Annotated in this window: 27 protein-coding genes and 1 pseudogene; 9 read left to right on the top strand and 19 right to left on the bottom strand. The window is 41.8% G+C overall.

Annotation, left to right across the window (positions count from 1 at the left end):
* Positions 1-116: 116 nt before the first annotated feature.
* Both LCM10_RS01895 and spoIIP read right to left on the bottom strand, forming a co-directional pair.
* Positions 117-443 (bottom strand): four-helix bundle copper-binding protein, encoded by a 327-nt coding sequence (locus tag LCM10_RS01895; RefSeq protein WP_224874199.1) that lies wholly within the window; start codon positions 441-443, stop codon positions 117-119.
* A 199-nt stretch (positions 444-642) separates the two neighbouring features.
* Entirely contained in the window at positions 643-1,809 is a 1,167-nt protein-coding gene (spoIIP, locus tag LCM10_RS01890) for a stage II sporulation protein P (protein WP_224874197.1), read from the bottom strand.
* 306 nt (positions 1,810-2,115) lie between these two features.
* Between spoIIP and LCM10_RS01885 the strand changes: the two genes are divergently transcribed.
* Positions 2,116-2,355, top strand: coding sequence for a hypothetical protein (locus tag LCM10_RS01885; protein ID WP_224874195.1), 240 nt, complete (start codon positions 2,116-2,118; stop codon positions 2,353-2,355).
* Positions 2,356-2,419: 64 nt separating this feature from the next.
* Here the strand turns inward: LCM10_RS01885 and mgtE are convergent, their stop codons facing one another.
* On the bottom strand, positions 2,420-3,778 hold the full coding sequence (mgtE, locus tag LCM10_RS01880; RefSeq protein ID WP_224874193.1) for a magnesium transporter: 1,359 nt from the start codon (positions 3,776-3,778) through the stop codon (positions 2,420-2,422).
* 114 nt (positions 3,779-3,892) lie between these two features.
* Between mgtE and crcB (LCM10_RS01875) the strand changes: the two genes are divergently transcribed.
* Complete coding sequence (gene crcB, locus LCM10_RS01875) at positions 3,893-4,303, top strand: fluoride efflux transporter CrcB (protein ID WP_224874191.1); 411 nt, start codon at positions 3,893-3,895, stop codon at positions 4,301-4,303.
* Positions 4,303-4,668, top strand: a complete 366-nt coding sequence (gene crcB, locus LCM10_RS01870; RefSeq protein ID WP_224874189.1) for a fluoride efflux transporter CrcB — start codon at positions 4,303-4,305, stop codon at positions 4,666-4,668. The genes crcB (LCM10_RS01875) and crcB (LCM10_RS01870) overlap by 1 nt, the downstream gene beginning before the upstream one ends.
* A gap of 288 nt (positions 4,669-4,956) precedes the next feature.
* On the opposite strand, the gene LCM10_RS01865 is transcribed toward crcB (LCM10_RS01870), so the two are convergent.
* A complete protein-coding gene (locus tag LCM10_RS01865) occupies positions 4,957-5,232 on the bottom strand; it encodes a hypothetical protein (protein ID WP_224874187.1) in 276 nt (91 codons plus the stop codon).
* Between the two features lie 57 nt (positions 5,233-5,289).
* Positions 5,290-5,862 (bottom strand): sugar O-acetyltransferase, encoded by a 573-nt coding sequence (locus tag LCM10_RS01860; protein WP_224874185.1) that lies wholly within the window; start codon positions 5,860-5,862, stop codon positions 5,290-5,292.
* A 570-nt stretch (positions 5,863-6,432) separates the two neighbouring features.
* Here LCM10_RS01860 and LCM10_RS01855 point away from each other — a divergent pair.
* The 3 genes from LCM10_RS01855 (at position 6,433) to LCM10_RS01845 (ending at position 8,015) form a co-directional block, all read left to right on the top strand.
* On the top strand, positions 6,433-6,702 hold the full coding sequence (locus tag LCM10_RS01855; protein WP_224874183.1) for a hypothetical protein: 270 nt from the start codon (positions 6,433-6,435) through the stop codon (positions 6,700-6,702).
* Positions 6,703-7,174: 472 nt separating this feature from the next.
* A complete protein-coding gene (locus tag LCM10_RS01850; RefSeq protein WP_224874181.1) occupies positions 7,175-7,591 on the top strand; it encodes a VOC family protein in 417 nt (138 codons plus the stop codon).
* 1 nt (position 7,592) lies between these two features.
* Complete coding sequence (locus tag LCM10_RS01845; RefSeq protein WP_224874178.1) at positions 7,593-8,015, top strand: GNAT family N-acetyltransferase; 423 nt, start codon at positions 7,593-7,595, stop codon at positions 8,013-8,015.
* Between the two features lie 44 nt (positions 8,016-8,059).
* On the opposite strand, the gene LCM10_RS01840 is transcribed toward LCM10_RS01845, so the two are convergent.
* The 8 genes and pseudogenes from LCM10_RS01840 to rlmN all read right to left on the bottom strand — a co-directional run bounded on the left by LCM10_RS01840 (position 8,060) and on the right by rlmN (position 13,926).
* Entirely contained in the window at positions 8,060-8,314 is a 255-nt protein-coding gene (locus LCM10_RS01840) for a hypothetical protein (protein ID WP_224874176.1), read from the bottom strand.
* 29 nt (positions 8,315-8,343) lie between these two features.
* Positions 8,344-8,931, bottom strand: a complete 588-nt coding sequence (locus tag LCM10_RS01835; RefSeq protein WP_224874174.1) for a kinase — start codon at positions 8,929-8,931, stop codon at positions 8,344-8,346.
* A gap of 66 nt (positions 8,932-8,997) precedes the next feature.
* Positions 8,998-9,348, bottom strand: coding sequence for a DUF4260 domain-containing protein (locus tag LCM10_RS01830; RefSeq protein ID WP_318247461.1), 351 nt, complete (start codon positions 9,346-9,348; stop codon positions 8,998-9,000).
* Between the two features lie 32 nt (positions 9,349-9,380).
* On the bottom strand, positions 9,381-10,760 hold the full coding sequence (locus tag LCM10_RS01825) for an NAD(FAD)-utilizing dehydrogenase (RefSeq protein ID WP_224874172.1): 1,380 nt from the start codon (positions 10,758-10,760) through the stop codon (positions 9,381-9,383).
* A gap of 271 nt (positions 10,761-11,031) precedes the next feature.
* Positions 11,032-11,376 (bottom strand): hypothetical protein, encoded by a 345-nt coding sequence (locus LCM10_RS01820; protein WP_224874170.1) that lies wholly within the window; start codon positions 11,374-11,376, stop codon positions 11,032-11,034.
* A gap of 16 nt (positions 11,377-11,392) precedes the next feature.
* A pseudogene (locus LCM10_RS01815) lies at positions 11,393-12,085 on the bottom strand (HAD family hydrolase); the annotation flags it as partial.
* Positions 12,086-12,565, bottom strand: coding sequence for a DUF2975 domain-containing protein (locus LCM10_RS01810; protein ID WP_224874166.1), 480 nt, complete (start codon positions 12,563-12,565; stop codon positions 12,086-12,088).
* Between the two features lie 284 nt (positions 12,566-12,849).
* Positions 12,850-13,926 (bottom strand): 23S rRNA (adenine(2503)-C(2))-methyltransferase RlmN, encoded by a 1,077-nt coding sequence (rlmN, locus tag LCM10_RS01805; RefSeq protein ID WP_224874164.1) that lies wholly within the window; start codon positions 13,924-13,926, stop codon positions 12,850-12,852.
* Positions 13,927-14,081: 155 nt separating this feature from the next.
* Here rlmN and LCM10_RS01800 point away from each other — a divergent pair, with 155 nt between their 5' ends.
* Positions 14,082-14,363, top strand: a complete 282-nt coding sequence (locus tag LCM10_RS01800) for a GNAT family N-acetyltransferase (protein ID WP_224874162.1) — start codon at positions 14,082-14,084, stop codon at positions 14,361-14,363.
* A 75-nt stretch (positions 14,364-14,438) separates the two neighbouring features.
* Here the strand turns inward: LCM10_RS01800 and LCM10_RS01795 are convergent, their stop codons facing one another.
* The 4 genes from LCM10_RS01795 to LCM10_RS01780 form a co-directional block, all read right to left on the bottom strand.
* The gene (locus LCM10_RS01795) at positions 14,439-15,035 is read right to left on the bottom strand and encodes a GNAT family N-acetyltransferase (protein ID WP_224874160.1); all 597 of its coding nucleotides are present in this window, start codon (positions 15,033-15,035) and stop codon (positions 14,439-14,441) included.
* A 170-nt stretch (positions 15,036-15,205) separates the two neighbouring features.
* Positions 15,206-15,364, bottom strand: coding sequence for a hypothetical protein (locus tag LCM10_RS01790; protein ID WP_224874158.1), 159 nt, complete (start codon positions 15,362-15,364; stop codon positions 15,206-15,208).
* A gap of 122 nt (positions 15,365-15,486) precedes the next feature.
* A complete protein-coding gene (locus LCM10_RS01785; RefSeq protein ID WP_224874157.1) occupies positions 15,487-15,840 on the bottom strand; it encodes a hypothetical protein in 354 nt (117 codons plus the stop codon).
* Between the two features lie 42 nt (positions 15,841-15,882).
* Positions 15,883-16,584, bottom strand: coding sequence for a Type 1 glutamine amidotransferase-like domain-containing protein (locus LCM10_RS01780; RefSeq protein WP_224874155.1), 702 nt, complete (start codon positions 16,582-16,584; stop codon positions 15,883-15,885).
* A 234-nt stretch (positions 16,585-16,818) separates the two neighbouring features.
* Here LCM10_RS01780 and LCM10_RS01775 point away from each other — a divergent pair, with 234 nt between their 5' ends.
* A complete protein-coding gene (locus LCM10_RS01775) occupies positions 16,819-18,447 on the top strand; it encodes a M4 family metallopeptidase (protein ID WP_224874153.1) in 1,629 nt (542 codons plus the stop codon).
* A 47-nt stretch (positions 18,448-18,494) separates the two neighbouring features.
* Here the strand turns inward: LCM10_RS01775 and LCM10_RS01770 are convergent, their stop codons facing one another.
* Positions 18,495-19,976, bottom strand: a complete 1,482-nt coding sequence (locus LCM10_RS01770; protein ID WP_224874151.1) for a SulP family inorganic anion transporter — start codon at positions 19,974-19,976, stop codon at positions 18,495-18,497.
* A 264-nt stretch (positions 19,977-20,240) separates the two neighbouring features.
* Here LCM10_RS01770 and LCM10_RS01765 point away from each other — a divergent pair, with 264 nt between their 5' ends.
* Positions 20,241-20,657, top strand: coding sequence for a universal stress protein (locus tag LCM10_RS01765; RefSeq protein WP_224874149.1), 417 nt, complete (start codon positions 20,241-20,243; stop codon positions 20,655-20,657).
* A 61-nt stretch (positions 20,658-20,718) separates the two neighbouring features.
* Here LCM10_RS01765 and LCM10_RS01760 read toward each other — a convergent pair whose 3' ends face one another.
* Positions 20,719-21,486, bottom strand: coding sequence for an alpha/beta hydrolase (locus LCM10_RS01760; protein ID WP_224874147.1), 768 nt, complete (start codon positions 21,484-21,486; stop codon positions 20,719-20,721).
* Between the last annotated feature and the right edge of the window lie 111 nt (positions 21,487-21,597).

Raw genomic sequence — 21,597 nt, 5'->3', positions numbered from 1 at the left:
AATGGGGAAAAGTAATTAAATCACGCGGGGGAAGGATCAAACATACATGCAAAGGACCGTCCCTCATCGCGTTAATGTAATGAAGAACGGTCCTTTGCATTAGAGTTTTTTTATGATCAGGCGATGTTTTTACATGCTTCAGCGCATTTAAAGCAGGCATCTGCGCATTTCTGACAGTGGGTATGGTCGTGCTTTTTGCATTCGTTACCACATGCTTCACAGATTGTGGCACAGACTGAAGCAAGTTCGGCCGCAAAAGGCGTTCCCCTGACCAAGGCTTGTTCCAAGAACGCGCACATATCTGAACATTCCCTGTCCAGCCGGATACACTCAGCCATCATATTGATGTCCTCTTCACCAAGGCATGCATCATAGCAATGATTACAAGCTTCCATACACTCGTGTAAGGTTTGTACCAATGATTGATATTTCTCATGTGACATTTCAAATCATCCTCCTTGATTTTGATATATGTTCTTTATCCGCACCTTCCAAGACTAAACATTTATTTTTTCTCAATGGAATAATGTGTTCGGACAATTTATAGTTTCCCTTCACTTTTGCAGAAATTATGCATTTTCCATAAAAATGAAAATAGTTGTTCACAGAAAAAGCTGCCTGATCTCGGCAGCTTTTTATTACCTAGTTCCCTCCATTGACTTCGACTACATCTTCTTTATAGAACTGAGAGAAGATATCAGCAAATGCTTCGGTGGAATTATAAAGCTCCACCAGGTTATTCTCCACTCCCCCAAACTCCAATAACATTGCACGTTCTGTGAGATCTTGATTGTATATTCCATTTCCTTCCGCTTTCGTTTTTACGAATACCCCACGGCTGATTCCTGGATATTTGCTTTCCAATGCTGCATGCAACTCTTTGGCAATCGCGAGGTTCTTTTCAAAGTTCTTGTTTTCCTTGCCCACGATAAAAAAGATCCTTGCATATTGCTTCCCATTGATTGTTTTTGTTGTAATGGCCCTAGGCTGTGAATCACGATGGATATCGATCAGATATTGCAGGTCATTATTTCCGGCAAGCGCTTCCTGGACCTGCTCCCTTGATAATTTATAGGATTCATAATATGTCCAATTCTTTTCCTTCAATGCCTTCGTTGTATCTGTCTTGTCCTGAACGGCACCGATTCCACGCTTGGCAAGCTCCTGCTGAAGCTTCGATCCGATCGCGATTACATTAACCTTTTCATTTGAACTCGCGGGATCTGAAGACTGGTTATTTTTTATTAAAGGGCTGAAGGCTTCCCAACTATGAGAATGGTAAATGAATACAGATTTTTTATCGATCTGTTTAATATTTTCGCCTTCTTTTCCATTTGCTTGTTCAATCTGATCTTGATCATACTCCTGATTCATTAACTGTTCATCCGTCGGTGCCGGGGATTCCATAGGAAGATTGGTAATGTCCGTCCCCTTACCCGCCACGGCGATTTGTGTATGATAATTTTCTATTCCTGGGATTTCCCTCCCAAATAAACTCCTTGGATCAAACAACGAAACATTCGTCACACTTTCCAACCAATCAAAGTCTGACTGAAGTTCTTCTTCATTCATCACACGTAATGGCGTAAGCTCTTCAGAGATTAGTTTCAATAAGGTTTCTTTTGGCACCATATCCGACACTGTCGAATAATAGAGCGTGTCCACTTTCAATTTAATCGTGGTGGCTGAAATGAGCCAGACAAACACGTACACCAATATGATCCCGCTCACGATGATCCTCGCCAGTGATTTCATTGTCACGAATACTAGAAGGGGGAGAGTACTATCTTTTCTGGATTTATATGGCATGAGTGAACTCCTATACTAATTGGATTTACTAATTCACTATATGCACGCCAACAGGATTATAGAAGGTTTATGTAATTCCTTATCAAAAGGGATGTTTAATATGAGGACGATTGAAGGATTTTGAACAAAAAGGCTGTAAGGAAACCGGTAGTCTTTCACTTTTGTAAAGATTACCAATTTTTTCACTCAAAGGGTATATCGAGGTATGGATGTATGATATAATTGTAACTTAAGCAAGACAAATTATTTTGGGTCTACGAGACTGTTTTTAGTCAATCCCTCTATAATATAGAAGGGAGAGATTCTATGTCATTCGATACCATCGTACGAATGCTGAAAACTCAACTCGATTTCAAAGAAAGTGAAATCATTCACACTTTCTATGCCAAGGACCAGCAGCCTGTTCTCTCAGTCGAATACCTCTATATCTCTGAAGTGTTCTTAATCACATACTTAAGGACTAACGAGACGATTGAATATACAGAAATCAACATAATCGCCGATATCATCGATCGATACTTGAATGAGTATCCCCAGGAAGTTTGAATTGTTGACCATGACCGGTACATCCCCAATGGGGGGTGCACCGGTTTTTTAATCCCGACCTAGATCAAGGTAGCTTGGAGAGGAACATCGTTGCAATACCGAAATAAACCAGCAGCGAGAAGATATCGTTGATTGTTGTGATGAGCGGCCCAGACGCAACTGCTGGATCAATATCCATCTTATATAGGATAAGGGGAATGATTGTCCCTGCAAGCGTTCCGATGATCAACGTAATCAATAGGGACATGCCCACCACGATTCCAAGTGTGAAACTACCTTGCCATATAAAGGCTATCATGGATATAAGAAATGCACACGTTAAGCCAATGATGATCCCAACCCACAATTCACGAAATATCAACTTAACGACCTGTCTTACGTCCAAGTCATTCGACACCAGTCCCCTGACGACAACCGCCAGGGACTGAGTACCCGTGTTTCCTGTCATACCTGCAATCATCGGCATAAAGAATGCAAGTGCCACTACAGACTGCAGCGTCTCTGAGAAACTGTCTATTATACTCCCCGATACCAGACCGATCAATAACAGCAGGATCAGCCAAGGTAAGCGCCTGAAAGCGGCTACCAAGGGTTTGGTGTTAAAATCAATCGCTTTACCTGAAGCGGATAGCTTCTCAATGTCCTCATTCGCCTCTTGTATCACTACATCGATGATATCATCGACCGTTATCACACCCATCAGTCTATTATCATCTTCAATGACTGGAATCGAAATGAAGTCATATCGGCTGATCAATTTCGCCACCTCTTCCTGATCGGTATGAACATCTACCTTGACCACCCTTGTGAACATGATATCTTCGATTTTATCTTGCATTTCACTAAGAAGAAGATCCTTATACGAGACGACTCCCACCAATTTCTTGTCTTCATCAATCACATACAGGTAATTCAGATACTCTGCCAATTCCGCAAAATGCTTCAGTTTATCGACTGCTTCCCTCACGTTATAATCCTTGGAGATCCACACGAACCGGTTGTTCATAATACGACCTGCGGTTTCAAGAGGGTAGTTCATCATGTGCTGAACCACTTCGGATTCTTCCTGTTTCATTTCAGATAAAAGCTCTTCAATCTGTTCTGGCTCCAAATCAGACATAAGGGTGGTTAGGTCATCATTTTCCATCAGATCCAGTACTTTGGTAGACTTTTCAATCCCTAATTTATGAAGGACTTCCAACTGTACTTCGGTATCCAATTCCTCCATTAACTCTTTTAACTGGGATATGCTCAAATAGATGAGGAACTTGTTTCTGTATTTTTTTGGTACCATCCGATATTGTTGAGCAAAATCATAAGGCTGAAGTTCATCGAGGACTTTCTGGAAGTCCGATTTGTTCCCTTCTTTGAGACTTTGCATGATATCAAGTGTCAATGTATAGTCAGGAGGAGCTGTTGCCATCGTCTTCAACTCTTTCTTTATATAATCATCATTGATATCATACCCACAATCGAACATAATGAATATAGTCAAAGTCAAAGGAAAACAATTTTTTATGAAAAGAGCTGCATCATTGTGAAGAATTATTTACTCGTCGGGCTTGCCGGTGCAATCGGTTCTTTCGTGAGATTCACGGTTGGGACTTTCGTCCATGGCGGGTGGTCGTACTCGTTCCCCCTTGGTACATTCTTGATCAACCTCACTGGCTGTTTCGCATTGGGATTCGTGACCACTTTTTTATTTCATACAAAAAAATTGCAACCATCAACTGCTGCTGCACTGGGCACCGGCCTTATCGGATCTTTCACCACGTTTTCCACATTCAGTGTGGAAACTGTCATACTGATGCGTCAAGCAGAGTGGATGATGGCTCTTACTTACATGTTCTCAAGTATGGTCGGCGGACTATTTTTGGCATGGGCGGGATATAAATCTGGACAGATACTGGTCGGTTCGCAGAAATCAGAAATAAAGGAGGGTGAATAATGTTCCTTCAGGCTATGATGATCGGGCTAGGTGGCTTTTTAGGAGCTGTTTCACGATTTTGGGTCGGAAAGCTTCTAGCCTCTTTTCCTTCTTTCTCATTACCGATAGCCACGTTGACGGTCAATCTTTTGGGTTCGTTTCTATTGGGATATATATATATTGTCGGGGGCGAGGGGCCGGTTTATTCACTGATTGGAATCGGGTTCTGCGGGGCATTCACCACCTTTTCCACTTTCAAACTCGAAAACATTCAATCAATGAGTGATAAGAAGTGGAAACATGCAGCCGCCTATATGGGGATCAGTTATATCGGGGGCATTTTAATGGCCTTTGTCGGGATGATAATCGGTGGTTTTTTCATGTAAATGGCAAAGGTGTCCCTGAACAATCAGGGACACCTTTGCCTACGAACAAATAAGGAGGTACTCTTGTCTATACGGCGGAAGTATATAGACGAGAAAGCTTGTCAATGGGTAAAGATCAGTGAAACCTTCTATAGCGGTGACTAAAGGTTTTTAAACAACCCGCTTTCGAACAACCTCAGTGATCTTAACCGATTAGCTGTTTCTCTACTTCACTATATGTACAACCCCCACCATGTGTGCAGACAAGCACTTCAATTTTTAAAAATAGTCGTTCCCCCACCTTTTTCTTCAGAACTTAAAGAAAAGATTAATTGCATATGAACTTATTAAAAATGATATGCAAAATAACAGAACATACACAGCGAGCGCAGACACCCCAAGCCCTGTCCAACCCCATATGAGGAAAATGGAGATCGGGATGGCGAGAACGGCAACGATCATGATGCCAAATACGATTTTGATAGGCAAATAGCTTATTCGCTCCCTTCTTCGCTGTATGATGGTCAAAATAACAGACAATAAAATGGCACTACCGGCTACGATGAACACAAGTTGACTCTGCATGGAACATCCCCCATTCGTCTTCTAAAATCCATTCACTGTTATTCTATGGACATTACTTTACATTGGGTCATTTAAATTGATTTCCTTCAATATCCTCGCTGGATTTCCTCCCACAACCACATTAGAAGGCACATCCTTCGTCACTACGCTTCCAGAAGCCACAACGACATTATCCCCGATTGTAACACCTGGATTAATGATGGCTCCGCCACCGATCCATGCATTATCGCCTATCTTAACAGGCTTACCATATTCCAATCCTTTATTACGCTCATATGGATTTATCGGGTGAGTGGCAGTATAGATATGCACGCCGGGTGCCAACATGCAATTCGAGCCGAATGTTACTCTGTATACATCGAGGATCACACAATTGAAATTCGCGAAGAAATTTTCACCAACGTGTATATTGGATCCATAGTCACACCTGAAATCGGGCTCCATATACACTTTTTCACCTGATGAACCAAACAATTCCTTTATAAGTCCGACACGAATATCCTGCTCCTTCTCATTTGTTGCGTTTATTTTCCTCACCAAATACCTTGCATGATCTCGCTCCTTTACCAATTCTTCATCCCAGGGCTCGTAAAGTTCACCTGCGATCATTTTTTCTTTTTCTGTTTTCATGTTTTCACTCCCTTTCAAGTGAGATTAGTCACTGTCCTATTCCATCAACTACTACGATAAAGATGATTGGCTCTCCGTATACTGAAGAATAATACAATATACGCCACTACTACGCTTTACAACCATATTGGATGTTGAATTACTGCCGAAATGATACCGATGAGATTAAAGAGTAAAGCTATCGAAAGACCTATCATCGTTTTAAAGTCACTTATTACTGCCTTATTCACTTTAGCTCCTCCCAGAATGCTGTTGCTAAACATATTTTAACATATTATACCAAATGGAGTTGGATGATTTTTCTTGATGAGCTTTTCGTAACGTATTTTGTCATTTTAATGAGTGGATCTTTAAATGGCAGGCATCTTAGGAAAAAGTGACAAGGACCCATTCAACCCATAAGAGAACCCTTTCACGGAATTAGGAAGGTGTGTTTGACATTTTCATAGATCCTTGAATACACTCGTCTATTCAATTGACCATCCTCTCGCTCACCTAAAAATGTTTAGCACATACAAAATTAGGATAAATCTTATAGAATCCCTTTTAATAAGCAGGAGGTACGATGATATGAATTCCCCGAAAAAGCATCGATTCAGCTATCAACAGTCAACACAAGCGCAAACAAAACATCAGAAAAGGGAGCAGGATTATCACCATTTAATCCGTTCGACAATCCAGAGATGTGAGTCCCTTTCCATTAAACCAACCATCAGTACACTAGTCGATTTTTCAGGTTTGTCGGAAGAAATGATTCTTGAAATATTGGAAACTCACTATACCGAAGATGTTTCCATTGAAAGATTCAAGAGGCTAAAGAAAGGTGACCCCCATCCTTAAATGGACGAAGGGAGTGTGACTGTCCTCACACTCCCTTCGTATGAACGCCATCCTTCCATGTACACTTAACCAACCGAATAGACTACAAACTCAAGGATATTCCCATCGGGATGGATTACGCCCATATAATAAGACCGTCTGTTCTCTTGATACAACATGTATACTTCAACTAGAAGGTAAAGATTTACCTCCCCACTCATCAACAAAAAGGGTTTTCGTGGACGAATATAGAAAACGATTAATAAAGATCTTTTCTTGGTCTGATTCTTTAAAACCGTAGACGTTCATCATGGTGTAATGAACTAAATCTTCCGCAAGCCTGGAGACCTGGTCATGCTCTTGATTAACGGTATGCTTTTCCGTTGATGGTTTTTTACTATTGAAAACGATCTTTTTCCTCTTTTTTCAAGAATGTACCCTTTCTTTGGCGAGTTTCGTTAGTAGATGAATACAATTAGTGAGGAGTGTTGGAATGTTCAGAGTTGGAAGTGTTTTTGTCCCAGTAACGGATCTACATAAATCAAAGCAATGGTTTGAGAAGCACTTGCATGTCAGGTTGATCGATGAATGGGATGGTGGTGCCGGATTTTATTTTCCAAGCTCTCCTACCCAGCTTGGGTTGATTGAGGTTGAAACACCTCAACGTTCAGAGTTTACCATTAAGGGTGTGAAAAAGAATTCCTACTTTAACTTCCTGGTATCAAATATCGATGAAGTATATTCTGAGTTTAATAGAAACGGGGTAAGAACTTCAGACATTGAAGAGTTTGGAGGGATGAGATTCTTTGATTTTTTTGATCCGGACGGGAATCCATTCAGCATCGTCAATGAGGTGGAGGGTTCCCCTTTTCATAGTGAAGAAATAAAGAAGCTACAAGAAAGTCGTTAAGATGATAAAGGAATTAACGACAGAATCGGATTGGCTGGCAGCGTATCCAGTAATGAAGCAGCTTAGGAACCATTTGTCCCAAGATCAATTCATTGCGATTGTAAAAGAAGCCACGGTCTCAGAAGGGTATAAACTGGCGGCTCTTTATGAGGAAGGTCGATTGGTGTCTGTCGTGGGGTTCATGCCTATGGTGACTTTATACAATGGAAAATTCATTTGGGTGTGTGATTTGGTGACGGCTTCTGACGCACGTTCAAAGGGCCATGGCAAGAAGTTGTTAAGCCATGTCGAGAGTTGGGCAAACGAGAATGGCTATCCCGTCATCTCCCTATCCTCCGGCCTGCAACGCGCGGATGCGCATCGTTTTTATGAAGAGAAGATGGATTATCGTAAGAAAAGTTATGTATTCCTGAAGGAGCTTTGATCGGTAAACCTGCACCTTGTCTCTAGAGTAGCGGTGCAGGTTTACTATGCATCTTTACTATTGTACTTAAGTGAACGGAATGTAATAAGATAGAATGCCGTATACAGTAAACAAGCGATCAAACCCATATAAACCGAGTACCCGAAAAAGTTATAAAGACTGATCGATCCCCATATCAGAAGGGCTATCAAGAACCATCTACCACGTGTACGGTTCTTTCGATAGATTGACATAAAGATGGCTAACGCCAACGTCATGCTTATAGCATGTGCAATCAATAGGATACCTTGCATCATCATCGCTCGACTCACACCTCTCCAGCAAAATGTTATGTTCTGATTACGTGATCAGCCAATTCCAATGGCTTCACCTTCAATAAGTAATGATCCTCTGCCTTCCAATAACGGTTCATAAACTTTTCGGTGTCCATTTTTGCAGAGTCATGCTCTCGATTAAACCTACTTTCTCTGTCGCAATCGAGGTACATGACATAATCTAAATACCCTTTCCACTCGTCCCTCTGTAAGAACACCCCTTCAATTACTATTACACCACATTCAGGCAAGCGAATTTCCTTGGTAACTCTAATATCGGCTGATTCTTCATAATAACCGAGCCTTAGGAAAGAAGCACTTTTAAGGTTTGCGAACAAGTTCTCCTGCAGTGACTGCACATCCCACTGCAGGAAATAATATTCCCTCCACTCTTCGTTTCCAGTGTGATACCTTCTATGACGTGGTTCGATAAAATCATCCATATGAAGACAGACGACATCAAGTCCATGTCCCTCAAGGCGTTTTTTTAACAATTGGGTATAGGTCGTTTTACCGGACCGGCTTAACCCATCTATGCCAACTACAAGAAGCTGATCCTTTCGTGAACGAATGTAATTCAGTAATGGTTGATCATTCATCATCCATACCCTTTCTTTGCTACATGATTCGTTTGACGATGCATTTATCATGATTCAATCCTTTCATCCTTACATTCTATTTAAATGGGTATCTTTAAAATGGGTTGGGTATTTTAAACCGTAGCCCAGCATCCTGTCCATTCCGATATGAGCAGTCCATATCAAGCTGTATAGGAATATCCATTGAATCTCTAAAATACTGGCTAAAACCAAAAGTCCCAAGGGTAAGGAGTACGTATGGAATGCATTATATACAACCGCTCCCCGCTCATGATTGAATACATATCCAATCATCCCCACATCAGGTGTGAACAACAGCAGTAAAAACAGTGGCCAACTAAAGTCGTTCGTGCCATAAACGTAGATGCTCAACAGAAAAACACATAAGCCTTCGATCCGTAACAACCACTTATTCATCATCGCTCCCCGCATTCTTTTGGAAGTATAAATCCTTACTCTTTGCCTAAATTGTGATATAGAGTGGCACTTGCTAACGTCTCACCTAAATAGATACCGCTCGCAGCCGCCTGGGAAAGGGAGTGCGTGACTCCTGAACAGTCACCGATTAAATAGATGCCGGGTACTTCGCTTTCAAAGCTTTCGTCCGTATATAGTGAAGGTTCATAAAACTTAGCATCCAAACCATAAATAAGCGTATCAGAATCGATCTCTTCACCTACCAAACCTTCCAATGCATGGAGAAATTCTATCAGGGCAGCACCATAAACAGAGGGTACCTCCCGACGTGCGTCCCCACAGTCCGCTTGAAGCGAAGGTTTCACTTGGTTATGACTGAGTGTTTCTGTCGGTGCTCCGCGTTTGAAGTCCTCCCATTTTTGGACAACGATCCGATCCCTTCCCCCATTGATCCCCCCGATGACTTTCTTTGCATCGTTCATCGCTTCTTCATATGAAGGGTAATAACGAGGAACAAACAAGGTGAAATTCAAGTTTGCACTTGGGGAATCTTCTTCAAGTGCATTTTGTCCATCCGGCATGACGAGTCCATGCTGATATTTCCGTATAATCCGGCCGCGTGGATTCATGCAATATGTTGTGGCTTCAAAATTCCGTCTATGGATCCTCAATTTTGTTTCAAAGGTTTCCTGCAGGATTGCTTGCAGTTGATCACCTTTCATTTCCACCCGAAAGCCCATGTCGAGTCGCGTGTTGCCTGGATGAACACCAAATGACCCCATCATCCCTGTCAGCCAGTCACTTCCACTCATACCTGTCCCAATTACAATTCGACCTGTAGTGAAATCACCTTTATTTGTATGCAGGTGGAATCCTTCTTTATTCTTAGTAACGGCTTCGACCTTTGTCTCAAAAGAAAACGTAATCCTTTCACGCATCACTTCATACATGCTTTGGAAGATTCCCTTTGAAAGGTGGGTTCCAAGATGCCTTACTTCCGTTGAGAGTACGTCAAGTCCATGAAGACTGGCTTTACTGGAAAGTGCTTCGTTCTTCGTACTATATTTACTTCTCGCGTTTCCACCAAAACGACAAAGGATTGTATCCACTTCCTGCATCAACCGAAGAGTATGGTCTTCCCCAATCTTCTTATGCAGTCGGCCACCAAAGTCAGTCGTATAGTTGAATTTCCCCTCTGATTTCCCCAGTCCGGAAAAACCTGTATATTTACTGCATGAAGCGCCGCATGTGCATTTCCCGCCGTCTTCAAGTCCGCACGTTCTTTTCTCTAATTCCTTTCCAATATCGATAATATGTATGTTTACATCCTGATTCTTATTCATTAGCGTATATGCAAAGAAAATACTGCTGACACCGGCACCAATCACGGTGATGTCATGATGATTAGCTCTCATGTTGACACCTCATCCCCTTCATTAACAAATCACTCTTCCCTCTTAATATGTTAACATAATATACCAAACTATCAAAAGAACGCCCCTCTTTACCACTCTAAAGCATCGAGGGACGTACCTTCTACTTGTTGGACGATTGTTCCAATTAGTTTATTCGGGCGAGTGCTATATTTCGATGTTGATTTTGTGTTGTTTATCGAAGGATCCGATGATACGAGCCCCCGTGTCCGTGCTTTCATAGTAGTCTGGTCCATATGCTTCGATTATTCTTTCAGCGGGATCTCCTGCTGATACCCCTTTGGACGTTCGGTAGTGACTGGTGAAGAAGTACCGATTCACTCGGGTGTTCCTCCATTCCGAACTCAATGTTATCATAGGAGAGATATGTAGTTTGTGGACTTTGGATTTCCGTTACTTCATGTGGATCTTTTAATACACGAAGTACCATATCTTCTGTTGAACCATGTGACATTCCGTTCACGGTTTCTTCTGAAAGGTCGGTAGTTCCAACCGTATCATAGAAACGAACCTTATCATTCGAGTCCAGAACGTATCCTGCCATCAGGAAAAGTGTACAAATTACTAGGATGATCACCGTCAACTTTATCTGTTTCACATGGCTCACCCCCAACTTACTTGGACAATAATCTACCCGACCCTTTACCATCTTTAATCAGTTCATTTAGTTCCAATAAATCCTCTATAACTGCATCCGCTTGTTGTAGTTCATCCTCTTGAGAGAAATCAAAGCTGTACCCTACAGACAACAATCCATTATCTTTCGCAGCCAGGATATCAGAGAGACGATCCCCGACTACAGCCCCCCTTTTAATGTCATATTTATCACAAATCATCTTCACCAAGTCTGACTTATTCAACGAATCAACATGCTCGATGCTGTAAGCGGCATCCAGCCAACGACCCAGCCTGTAGTGATTCACGATCGATTCCAAGTATGGAGGCAGCCCGTTACTGGCTATGAATAGCTTTATATTCCGCTCCTTTAAAAGGGTAAATAGTTCTTCAACATGGGGATACAAAGCACCCTTCCCACGTTGTATATTGAACATCAACAATTCGAGAAAGTGGTCATTCACTCTCGATCTCACTTCATCTGAGTGATGGGGCAGAAGCGTGTCCCAGACCTCAGGGAGCGGTACACCCATGATTTCCCGGTATTTCTTTATTGGGGTCGCACTTTCCCATCGTCCTTCCTCCCGTAACCTTACAAAAGCATCTTCAAGGGATAATTCTAAAATGCGATCTGTTTGGAACAATGTTCCGTCCATATCGAATATGACTGCATCCAATTTCATTTCCTCACCTCATACGGTTAATTCATTTTCGATCTTTAATTCGAGTGCATGACTCAACAGCTTATGCAAAACAGCTGCGAATACCGAAATGGTAACGGAAGCAAAGACGATCACCATTCCTATTAATGCAATACCAGGGTGTAGTGCACCCTGAAGGAACAAATATAAAGCACCTATGATGTACACTACTGAAATGATCCATGCACAACACTTTATCATTCTTAAATTGTTTACGGATTCAATGGTAAATGCTTTCCTTGTATCAATGGAAACTACTAATTTGTAGGCTTTATAAAGGCCTAGGAAAAAGGGGATCTCCGTTGAATACAGCCCTAAAAGGATCGGCCATTTTAAAAATGCGAATTCAGGGTTGACCACAGCTGAATATGTTGCGAGCTTTGGCAGTCCGAATATACTTATTCCCACAACAAACAATCCGATCATAAAGATGGCTGACTTTAAGAAAAATAATGCAGTTTTTTTCATCATGCACCCTCCAATTCATTTTCCATATATTACATTGTATTCAATCATTTATTGTTTTTCAATAAATAATTATTATTTTTCATATACATCAAATTGAATTATGTATTGTGGGTCGTATTTTTTTGGAATGGACCGAATGTTCTGGGATAGGTTCATAGAAACGAATCAGAAACTACTAACTTCTCACAATAAAATCCACCACACCCATCCCCCATCACCCGACCAGGTAATTCAACGATCATACAAAAAAACACACGAATTCAGCCAGAATTCGTGTGTTTCGTCTATCAGGATTTCACTTTTTCTTTATCTTTCTTGATTTGCTTACTTCTCAATTGTCCACAAGCTGCATCAATATCGGTTCCTTGTTCTACACGGACACCACAGTTGATACCATGTTCCAACAATGTGCCGTAGAAACCAACGATTGCATCTTTCGTACTTCGCTGATATTGATTGTGTTCATCAACCGGGTTATATGGAATCAGGTTGACGTAGGATAAATGACGCTTGTTCTTAAGCAGTTTAGCAAGCTGAAGCGCTTCTTCTTTATGGTCATTCACATCATGAAGAAGAATGTATTCAAACGTGATTCGTCGATTTGTTTTTTCCAAATAATAATCGATCGCCGGCATCAACTTTTCAAGCGGATACGCACGATTGATCTTCATGATCTTTGTTCGAAGTTCATTGTTAGGCGCGTGCAGCGATACAGCCAAGTTGATCTGGATGTTTTCGTCCGCGAATTGATAAATCTTATCCGCCAATCCACTCGTAGATACCGTGATATGACGAGCACCGATTGAGAGGCCTTTCTGATCATTCACCACACGGAAGAAATCCATCATGTTATCGTAGTTATCGAATGGTTCACCGATTCCCATGACGACGATATGACTTACACGCTCATCTTTTCCCTGTGCATCCAAGTGATGCTGGACGTTCATGATTTGTTCGACAATTTCCCCGCTGGATAAGTCACGATTTTTCCTCAAGAGACCACTTGCACAGAATGTACAGCCGATGTTACAGCCGACCTGGGTGGTCACACAGACACTCAAGCCATAATTGAAACGCATCAATACCGTCTCGATCAGGTTTCCATCCTCTAGCTTGAATAAAAATTTAATTGTACCGTCTTTTGATTCCTGTTTGATTTCCTGCTTTAGCGTTTGAATATGAAAATGTTCGTCTAATAATTGGATACAATCATTATTGACATTTTTCATCTCTGAAAAGTCGGTTACCCTTTTTTTATATAACCAATCCCACACTTGAGCAGCACGGAACTTCTTTTGACCGTGCTCGACAAGCCATGAGGTCAGTTGATCTAATGTTAATCCGTATATGGATGTTTTCTCCATTTAAAACCCTCATTTCGAAACTATACAAATTTTCTACTTATCTATACTACTTAAAGAACGGCCATGTTTCAAGGATATTATCCATTTTACACAATATTGGAATTCCGTAATCACAGATTAAAGGTATTCATCTTTGCATCTTAGCATAAAGTTCGATGTCATATTTTATTGCCCCTTTAAGCACCTTTCTTGGAGAGAGCGCACAAGGAAAGGGAATCATTACGACTGTCATTGATGCATTATTACATACCCTTTTCACCGATTGGAATCTCAATCGTGTGGAAATACAGTGCGCCGTCAATAACGCTAAAAGCATAAAAGTCCCTGAGCGACTCCGTTTCAAAAAACAAGGAATTACAAGGGACGGACAATGGTTATATGACCATTACGAGGACATCGTTACATACAGCATACTCTCAAACGAATGGAAATCATAAGTGAAGCCCGCTGTCATCGAGCAGCGGGCTTCACTTAATCTTGATATCAATTGATATAAGCATGATATCCATTTGCTAGCAAGTGATATCAGGTCGATTTGAGGTTCTGAATGACTTTACCTTTGCATAAATACAAGTATCCGTCACTCGCTTCCCATCCACGGATAAATCTTCATTTTTCAAGATGCCTTCCAGTTCATACCCAAGTTGTTCAGGGATTTTCCTGCTTTTATAATTATCGCTTTCGCACCGGATTTCCACTCTCCTGCCTTGTAATTCATTCAGTGCGAGCTCCGTCAGCCTCCCTACGGCTTCCCTCATGTAACCGTGCCCACTTTGCCTTGAGTCGATCCAATATCCGATTTCAAATTTCGGCACATTCCAATCGACATTGTGAAAACCCGTGGACCCAATAAATCCATCGGTTTCCTTGCAGAAGATCAGGTACCTCAGCGCTTCTCTCGTAATAAATTTCGCATGTGCTTCGCGGGTATTCGTTTCGGTTTCTTCAACAGATGGAACCTCCTGGGCAAACCCAAGCCACGGCTTCAATTCTGAGTGTGAGGCTTTGATCGCCTGATTGACGGCTTCCCCATCCCCTGGCATCGGCATCCTTAGGATCAGCCTCTCTGTTTCGATCTTGGTTGGAACATCGAATAACACGTGATTCATCCCCATACTCCCCTATTCAATTACCGTATTTTTCTATATAAGAGTAAATTATTGCTATTATAATATAATTAGCCTTTCCTGTACAAAATTTTCTTTGATCCCACTGTAAATCCAACACTTGAAGGTACGTCCCTCATCGCTTTAAAGCGGTGCGGGACGTACCTTCGGAATTATGTCAGTATGACGTTTTTCATATATAAGAAAAGGTAGATCATCACACCGATCATTCCGATTGTAAGGGCGAATACGATAAACCCATAGATAAAGCCTTTGACTGCTGCAAGAACATCTAAACATAATTCTCTGCAGAATTCTTGGATGGCATTCAATGGTCAATCCTCCTTTTACACTTTTAACAATTTCCATTATCCCCATTGCATATTCAATTTATCTTTTATCTTTTATTTTTTCTCTTTTTCTCTATGTAGGAATGAAGATGAATGACCTGCTCCTAAAACCGACCACTGCAAAAATCAACATCTTCCTTGCTCATTACAAGTCCATTATCCTTATTGACCACGACCTCATATCCCTTGCATTCGCTGGAGTCTCTTTCATCTAGTAGTTCAACACTGATTTCATCATTCAGGACCATTACCTCTTTCATCTCATAAGGGGTGTCATCAAGCTTTTCAGACGATGTCCACCAACCTGCCAGATACCGTTTTGAAATGTCCACTGCCAGTGTCCTATTTACTGGAAGTTCGGATGGCTCGATATGTAAAATCCGGGCATCATTTCTGACGAACATGCCCAGCATAATCATTACACCCAAAGCTGGAGCGATCAGTAGTTTACTATTCATGACAATCTACCTTTCTTCTAGTTGTCTGCAACCCGCTATGATTCATTGATTCTCTTCATCATGCCCAGTGTCGCTGATCGTTGAGCCGACTCCCACTTCCCGCCACCCCTTATCATCGAACAGTACTGCCCATTTCTCACCAATTACTGTCATTTCGTCATCGATCATCGATAGTCCCGTTTCTTCAGGAAGCGCTATGACAGATACATTATACTCATGTACAAGTGATTGTATGAAGGAATGTTGACTTTGCTCATAATGACAATGGATGGCATATGGACCAATCAGATCAAGTCCCTTATAGTCACCCTCATAGCCAGGTTTGTGGTCGTTCAGTGCACACGTTTTAATATGGCTGCCTAGGATGATCCCCCCTGCACTGCCACCATACACGACTCCACCATGATTCACATACTCCTTGATCAGGTCAGAAAACTGAGTTTCTTCAAAGAGGTCGAGCAAATCAAACGTATTTCCACCTCCAATATAAATGCCAGAAAATGTTTGTATATCTTCATAACACTTATTTTGGATGTCCGTCCACATTTCAATGGACCGAATTCCCATGGGGTGAAAGATATCAGTGATCCACTTATAGCACCCGTCATAGGATACTTGTTGTGATGCCATAGCCACAGGTATGTATAATAACGTTCTGTTTTTATCTAATAAAGATGCGAAGTGGAGGTCTATCGCTTCTGTTTGTTTCTCGCTGCCCCCACCAGAAATGATCAATTTCCCCAATTCCATTCCCCTCTCTAACAATGTCCCTTCCCATGTTAACATAATTATCCAAAAATGCATTAGAATCTTTAAATGAATAAATTCGATCAATCCAAGAAAATTTTCCTTCGCTACGTTATAATACGAGCCTTTAACCTATTAAAATAGTCCCTCTTTTTCTCAATACCATGGTGACTAATAGAGTGATACCATCATATTGACGAAATTTTTAGAAAGAAAACAGGAGGAAATCATGTGAAGAAAAGAAAACTAGCGGGTATTGGATTGTCGGTAGGATTATTAACAGGGATGCTTGCGACGGGAAGTGCAGCTGCACAGTCCCAAGCGAAGATTCAATGGAATGAAAAAGCAGGAACGCCCGAATTCGTATCCGGGGCACTATCCTCCCCGTCTCAATTAAAGGCGGAATCGATTGCTTTATCATATTTGGAGAAAAACAAACACTTATTCAAGTTAACCGAAGATGGAGTAAGTAAACAATTCAAGGTAGTTTCCGTGGATAAAGATGAACTAGGCTTCACTGTCGTTCGCTTTCAACAAATGTTCAAAGGTGTTCCCGTATGGGGCTCGACACAGTCTGCCGTGGTCAATGAGGATGGAGTCTTGAAGGCATTCTCAGGATCAGTGATTGCAGACTTGGATAAGAAAAATTTGAAAGCAAGTAAGAAAGTCAACGCGAATCAAGCATTGCAGATTGCTAAAAACGACCTCGGATTCGACATTAAATTAGAAAAAGAGGCAAAGCCAGAACTGGTTGTTTATACAGATGGAGAGTCTGCTACATACGCATACTTCATCAACTTGAACTTCCTTCAACCGAAGCCTGGGAACTGGAACTATTTTATTGATATCAAGTCTGGCGAAATCCTCAACAAATATAATGACATGCACGAAGTTAGTGGAACAAACCAAGTGGGGACAGGGACAGGTGTGCTTGGGGATACAAAATCATTGAACACAACCTTATCAGGAAGCACCTATTACCTGCAGGATAATACCCGTGGAGGCGGAGTGTACACTTATGACATGAATAATATGACCTTCTTCCCTCAATTCTTCCTGCCGGGGTCCCTTTGGACAGACAGCGATAATGTCTTCAATGCTGCTTATGATCGCGCAGCAGTAGACGCTCACTATTTCGCGGGTCAGACCTATGATTTCTATAAAGAAAACTTCAACCGGAATTCCTATGACAATAATGGAAGTAAACTCATCTCTTCCGTCCACTACAGCAGCGGATATAATAACGCATTCTGGAATGGCTCTCAAATGGTTTACGGAGACGGGGACGGTACGACATTCGCTCCACTTTCAGGTGGGATTGATGTGGTTGCCCATGAGTTGACGCATGCCGTGACGGATACCTCTTCCGACCTTGTTTATCAAAACGAGTCAGGTGCTCTCAATGAAGCCATTTCTGATATTTTCGGTACGCTTGTTGAATTCGAAAAAGGGGCCAATCCGGACTTTGAAATCGGGGAAGACATCTATACTCCAGGTACGAGCGGAGATGCACTGAGGTCAATGAGCGATCCGAGTAAGTATGGAGATCCGGACCATTATTCCGTGCGTTACACCGGAACGCAAGACAATGGTGGAGTTCATATTAACTCCGGGATCATCAATAAACAAGCTTATCTCTTAAGTGAAGGCGGTACGTTCCACAATGTCACCGTACCTGGCATCGGACGTGAAAAACTTGGTGATATCTATTATCGAATGAATACGGTCTACCTCACCTCTTCTTCTACATTCAGCCAGGCAAGGGCAGCCGCTGTTCAAGCTGCAACAGACCTTTATGGCAATGGTTCATCTGAAGTGAGTGCAGTAAATCTTTCATTTGATGCAGTCGGCATCTACTAAATAAAAAAACAGCAGAGGGGGCATCCTCTGCTGTTTTTAATTCTATTTTAATGGTTTGCAGCTTTTTCAAGACCACCAGGCTTGTTATGAACAGCCAACCTATCCATCAACTTATTACTTTCGTCATTTAGTCCGGCAAGGTTCACCATAACCCCATTCTGATGATACTTTAGCACGATTTTATCAATTGCACCCACTGCTGAATCATCCCATAAATGAGCATTCGTCAGATCAAGTGTTACCTCTTTCACGTCTTCCGTGAAATCAAAGCTTTCAACAAAATCTGTAACAGACGCAAAGAATAGTTGTCCAGATACATGATACACTTTTTTATGAGATTGGCCCGATGCCATCGTCGTAATCTTCACTTTTGATATCTTCGAAGCAAAGAAGATGGCACTCAAGATGATTCCCACAAGAACACCTTTTGATAAGTCGTGAGTAAACAAAACAGTAATGACTGTAGCAAACATGACGATTGAATCAGTGATTGGTGTTTTGTGCAAATTCATGACAGAACCCCAGTCAAATGTCCCGATCGACACCATAAACATGACCCCAACGAGAGCAGCCATCGGGATTTGCACAAGAAAGTCATCAAGTAGAAGGATCAAAATCATCAAGAAGGTTCCTGCCACAAAAGCAGAAAGTCTTCCACGTCCACCAGACTTAACATTTATGACAGATTGTCCAATCATCGCGCAACCTGCCATTCCGCCAAAGAAACCAGATACGATATTTGCCATACCTTGCCCTTTTGCTTCTATGTTCTTATCACTTGTAGTATCCGTCATATCGTCCACAATCGATGCTGTCAATAATGACTCCACTAAACCGACAATCGCAATAGACAATGAATAAGGGAAGATAATCTGTAATGTCTCGAAGGTTAAAGGGATATCCGGAATCAGGAACACAGGCAGTGTTTGAGTCAATTCTCCCATATCTCCGACAGTCCTTACGCCTGTACCCGCCATCACTGAGAAGATCGTCAGTGTTACGATGGCTACAAGAGGAGAAGGCACCACCTTAGTAAACCGCGGAAGGATGTAAATAATCGCTAATGCAGCAGCGACCATTGCATACATGATCCACTTTTCCCCAACAAAATGAGGGAGTTGCGCCGTAAAGATCAAAATGGCCAGTGCGTTAACAAATCCAACCATCACAGACCGGGGTACGAATTTCATTAAACGACCTAATTTGAGGACGCCCATGACAATTTGGATCACACCTGTCAGGATTGTGGCGGCAAGCAAGTATTTCAAGCCGTGCTCAGCCACCAAAGTCGTCATCAATAGTGCCGTTGCACCCGTTGCAGCCGAGATCATTCCCGGTCGCCCACCAACGAAGGCAATGACGACAGCAATACAGAATGACGCGTACAAGCCGACCATGGGATCCACACCAGCGATGATTGAAAAGGCAATCGCCTCTGGAATCAAAGCCATCGCTACGACCATCCCAGCCAGGATATCCCCGCGAATGTTCCCGAACCATTCATTTTTTATTTTTGAAGATAAAATCATAATGCACCTCTTTTATATTTTTTTATTGACTTTCAACTCTCATGAAAGTCGGGGCCGTTTTTCACAAAGCACATTATATAATGGAATGACTTTTTTGTGAAACACCAGTGAAAACGGAAACAGTTTAAATTATCTTTAAAATCCTTTGTTTTTTGTACATTTCCTGCGTTTTTCAATCAGTTCAAAAAAAGAATCATATTTCCAGTGGGATAAACGTGTAAAATAGAAACTAAAGGAAGAATGGATGATTGGGAGGTTTGGAATATGTTTAATAAAATCCTACTTGCCACCGACGGATCTGAACATTCGATCAGGGCAGCGGAGAAAGCGATTGCTCTTGCTTCTACCCAACGAGAAGCCCAGCTTGATATCATTTATGTGATTGATATCAAGCAATCAAAAGATGATGTGTTGAAGCATTGGGGCAGTGAGCCCACTGACAAAAGAAAAAACAAACTGATGCTCATTGAACAAAAAGCGAAACACGCGGAAGTGCCATTCAATACGATTTTCTTGCACGGTGAACCCGGTCCCACCATTGTGGACTTTGCCAATAAAAACGCATACGATGCTCTTGTGATCGGCAGCCGTGGCCTTAATGCTTTTCAAGAGATGGTTCTTGGCAGCGTCAGCCATAAAGTAGCAAAACGTGCAAAGTGCCCTGTTATGATCGTCAAATAATAAGAGCTTGAGGAACTATTCCTCAAGCTCTTTCACTAATCACTCGCTTCCCCTTATCCTTTCACTGATACAAGTAATGGAAGATCGCGGGGACCCTTTCCCTCCATGCCAATTCGTTATGTACAGCACCTTCTGCAATGTGAAAACGGCAATCCTGTACTTTATCCCGCAGTAAGTCATACACGCTCCTGCTTGACTCAATATACGTAAGGTCATCTATTTTCTCCGTATTCTCCTTTGTTCCTATATCCAAATAGAAACGTTCGATGTTCGTTAGGTCACTCTTTTTTATCAGTCCCTCTATTTCCTTCTGATTGAACCAGTAAGCAGATGATACCGATGCGATCCGTTTAAAGACCTCAGGGTATTTGCAAGCGGCATATGTTGAAATCAGTCCTCCCATTGAACTGCCCGCCATACTTGTTTCATTTGGCAACGTCCTATATTTCTCATCAATTAGAGGTTTCAATTCGTGCACGATGAATTCTATGTATTCTTTACCCTCACCACCAATCGATGTTCTTTCAGAGGAAAATACATCCGGCATTTCTGAACTTTCCCACGGTCCATATTCATCCAACCGTTTCAACCCCTCATTGCAATCCACCCCAACCACGATCAACTCCAAGTCACTGTCATCAAGAAATTCACCAATTCTCCAAGCCATTCCGTAGCCTGCATCTTCATCCTTATAAAGGTTTTGACCATCGTGCATGTATAAGACAGGATAGTGAGCAGATTGATCTTCTTTATACGAGCGTGGCAAATATACTCGCACGCGTCTCTTCCTGTTAAGCGGGGTAATGTTCACTTCAAAGTTCTCGTACATCCTTTTGCCTCCTAATATAAAACTACTAATAGTTTACCATTTTTCAAGATGAGAGAATCTTACTTTGTAATTAAAATGATTCAATCGTAGCTTTCATTCACCGAACGAACC

It is taken from the genome of Rossellomorea aquimaris (assembly GCF_020171925.1).
Classification (GTDB): Bacteria; Bacillota; Bacilli; order Bacillales; family Bacillaceae_B; genus Rossellomorea; species Rossellomorea aquimaris_F.
The sequence above is the reverse complement of the archived record's forward strand: the minus strand, read 5'-3'. Positions and strand labels throughout refer to the sequence as shown.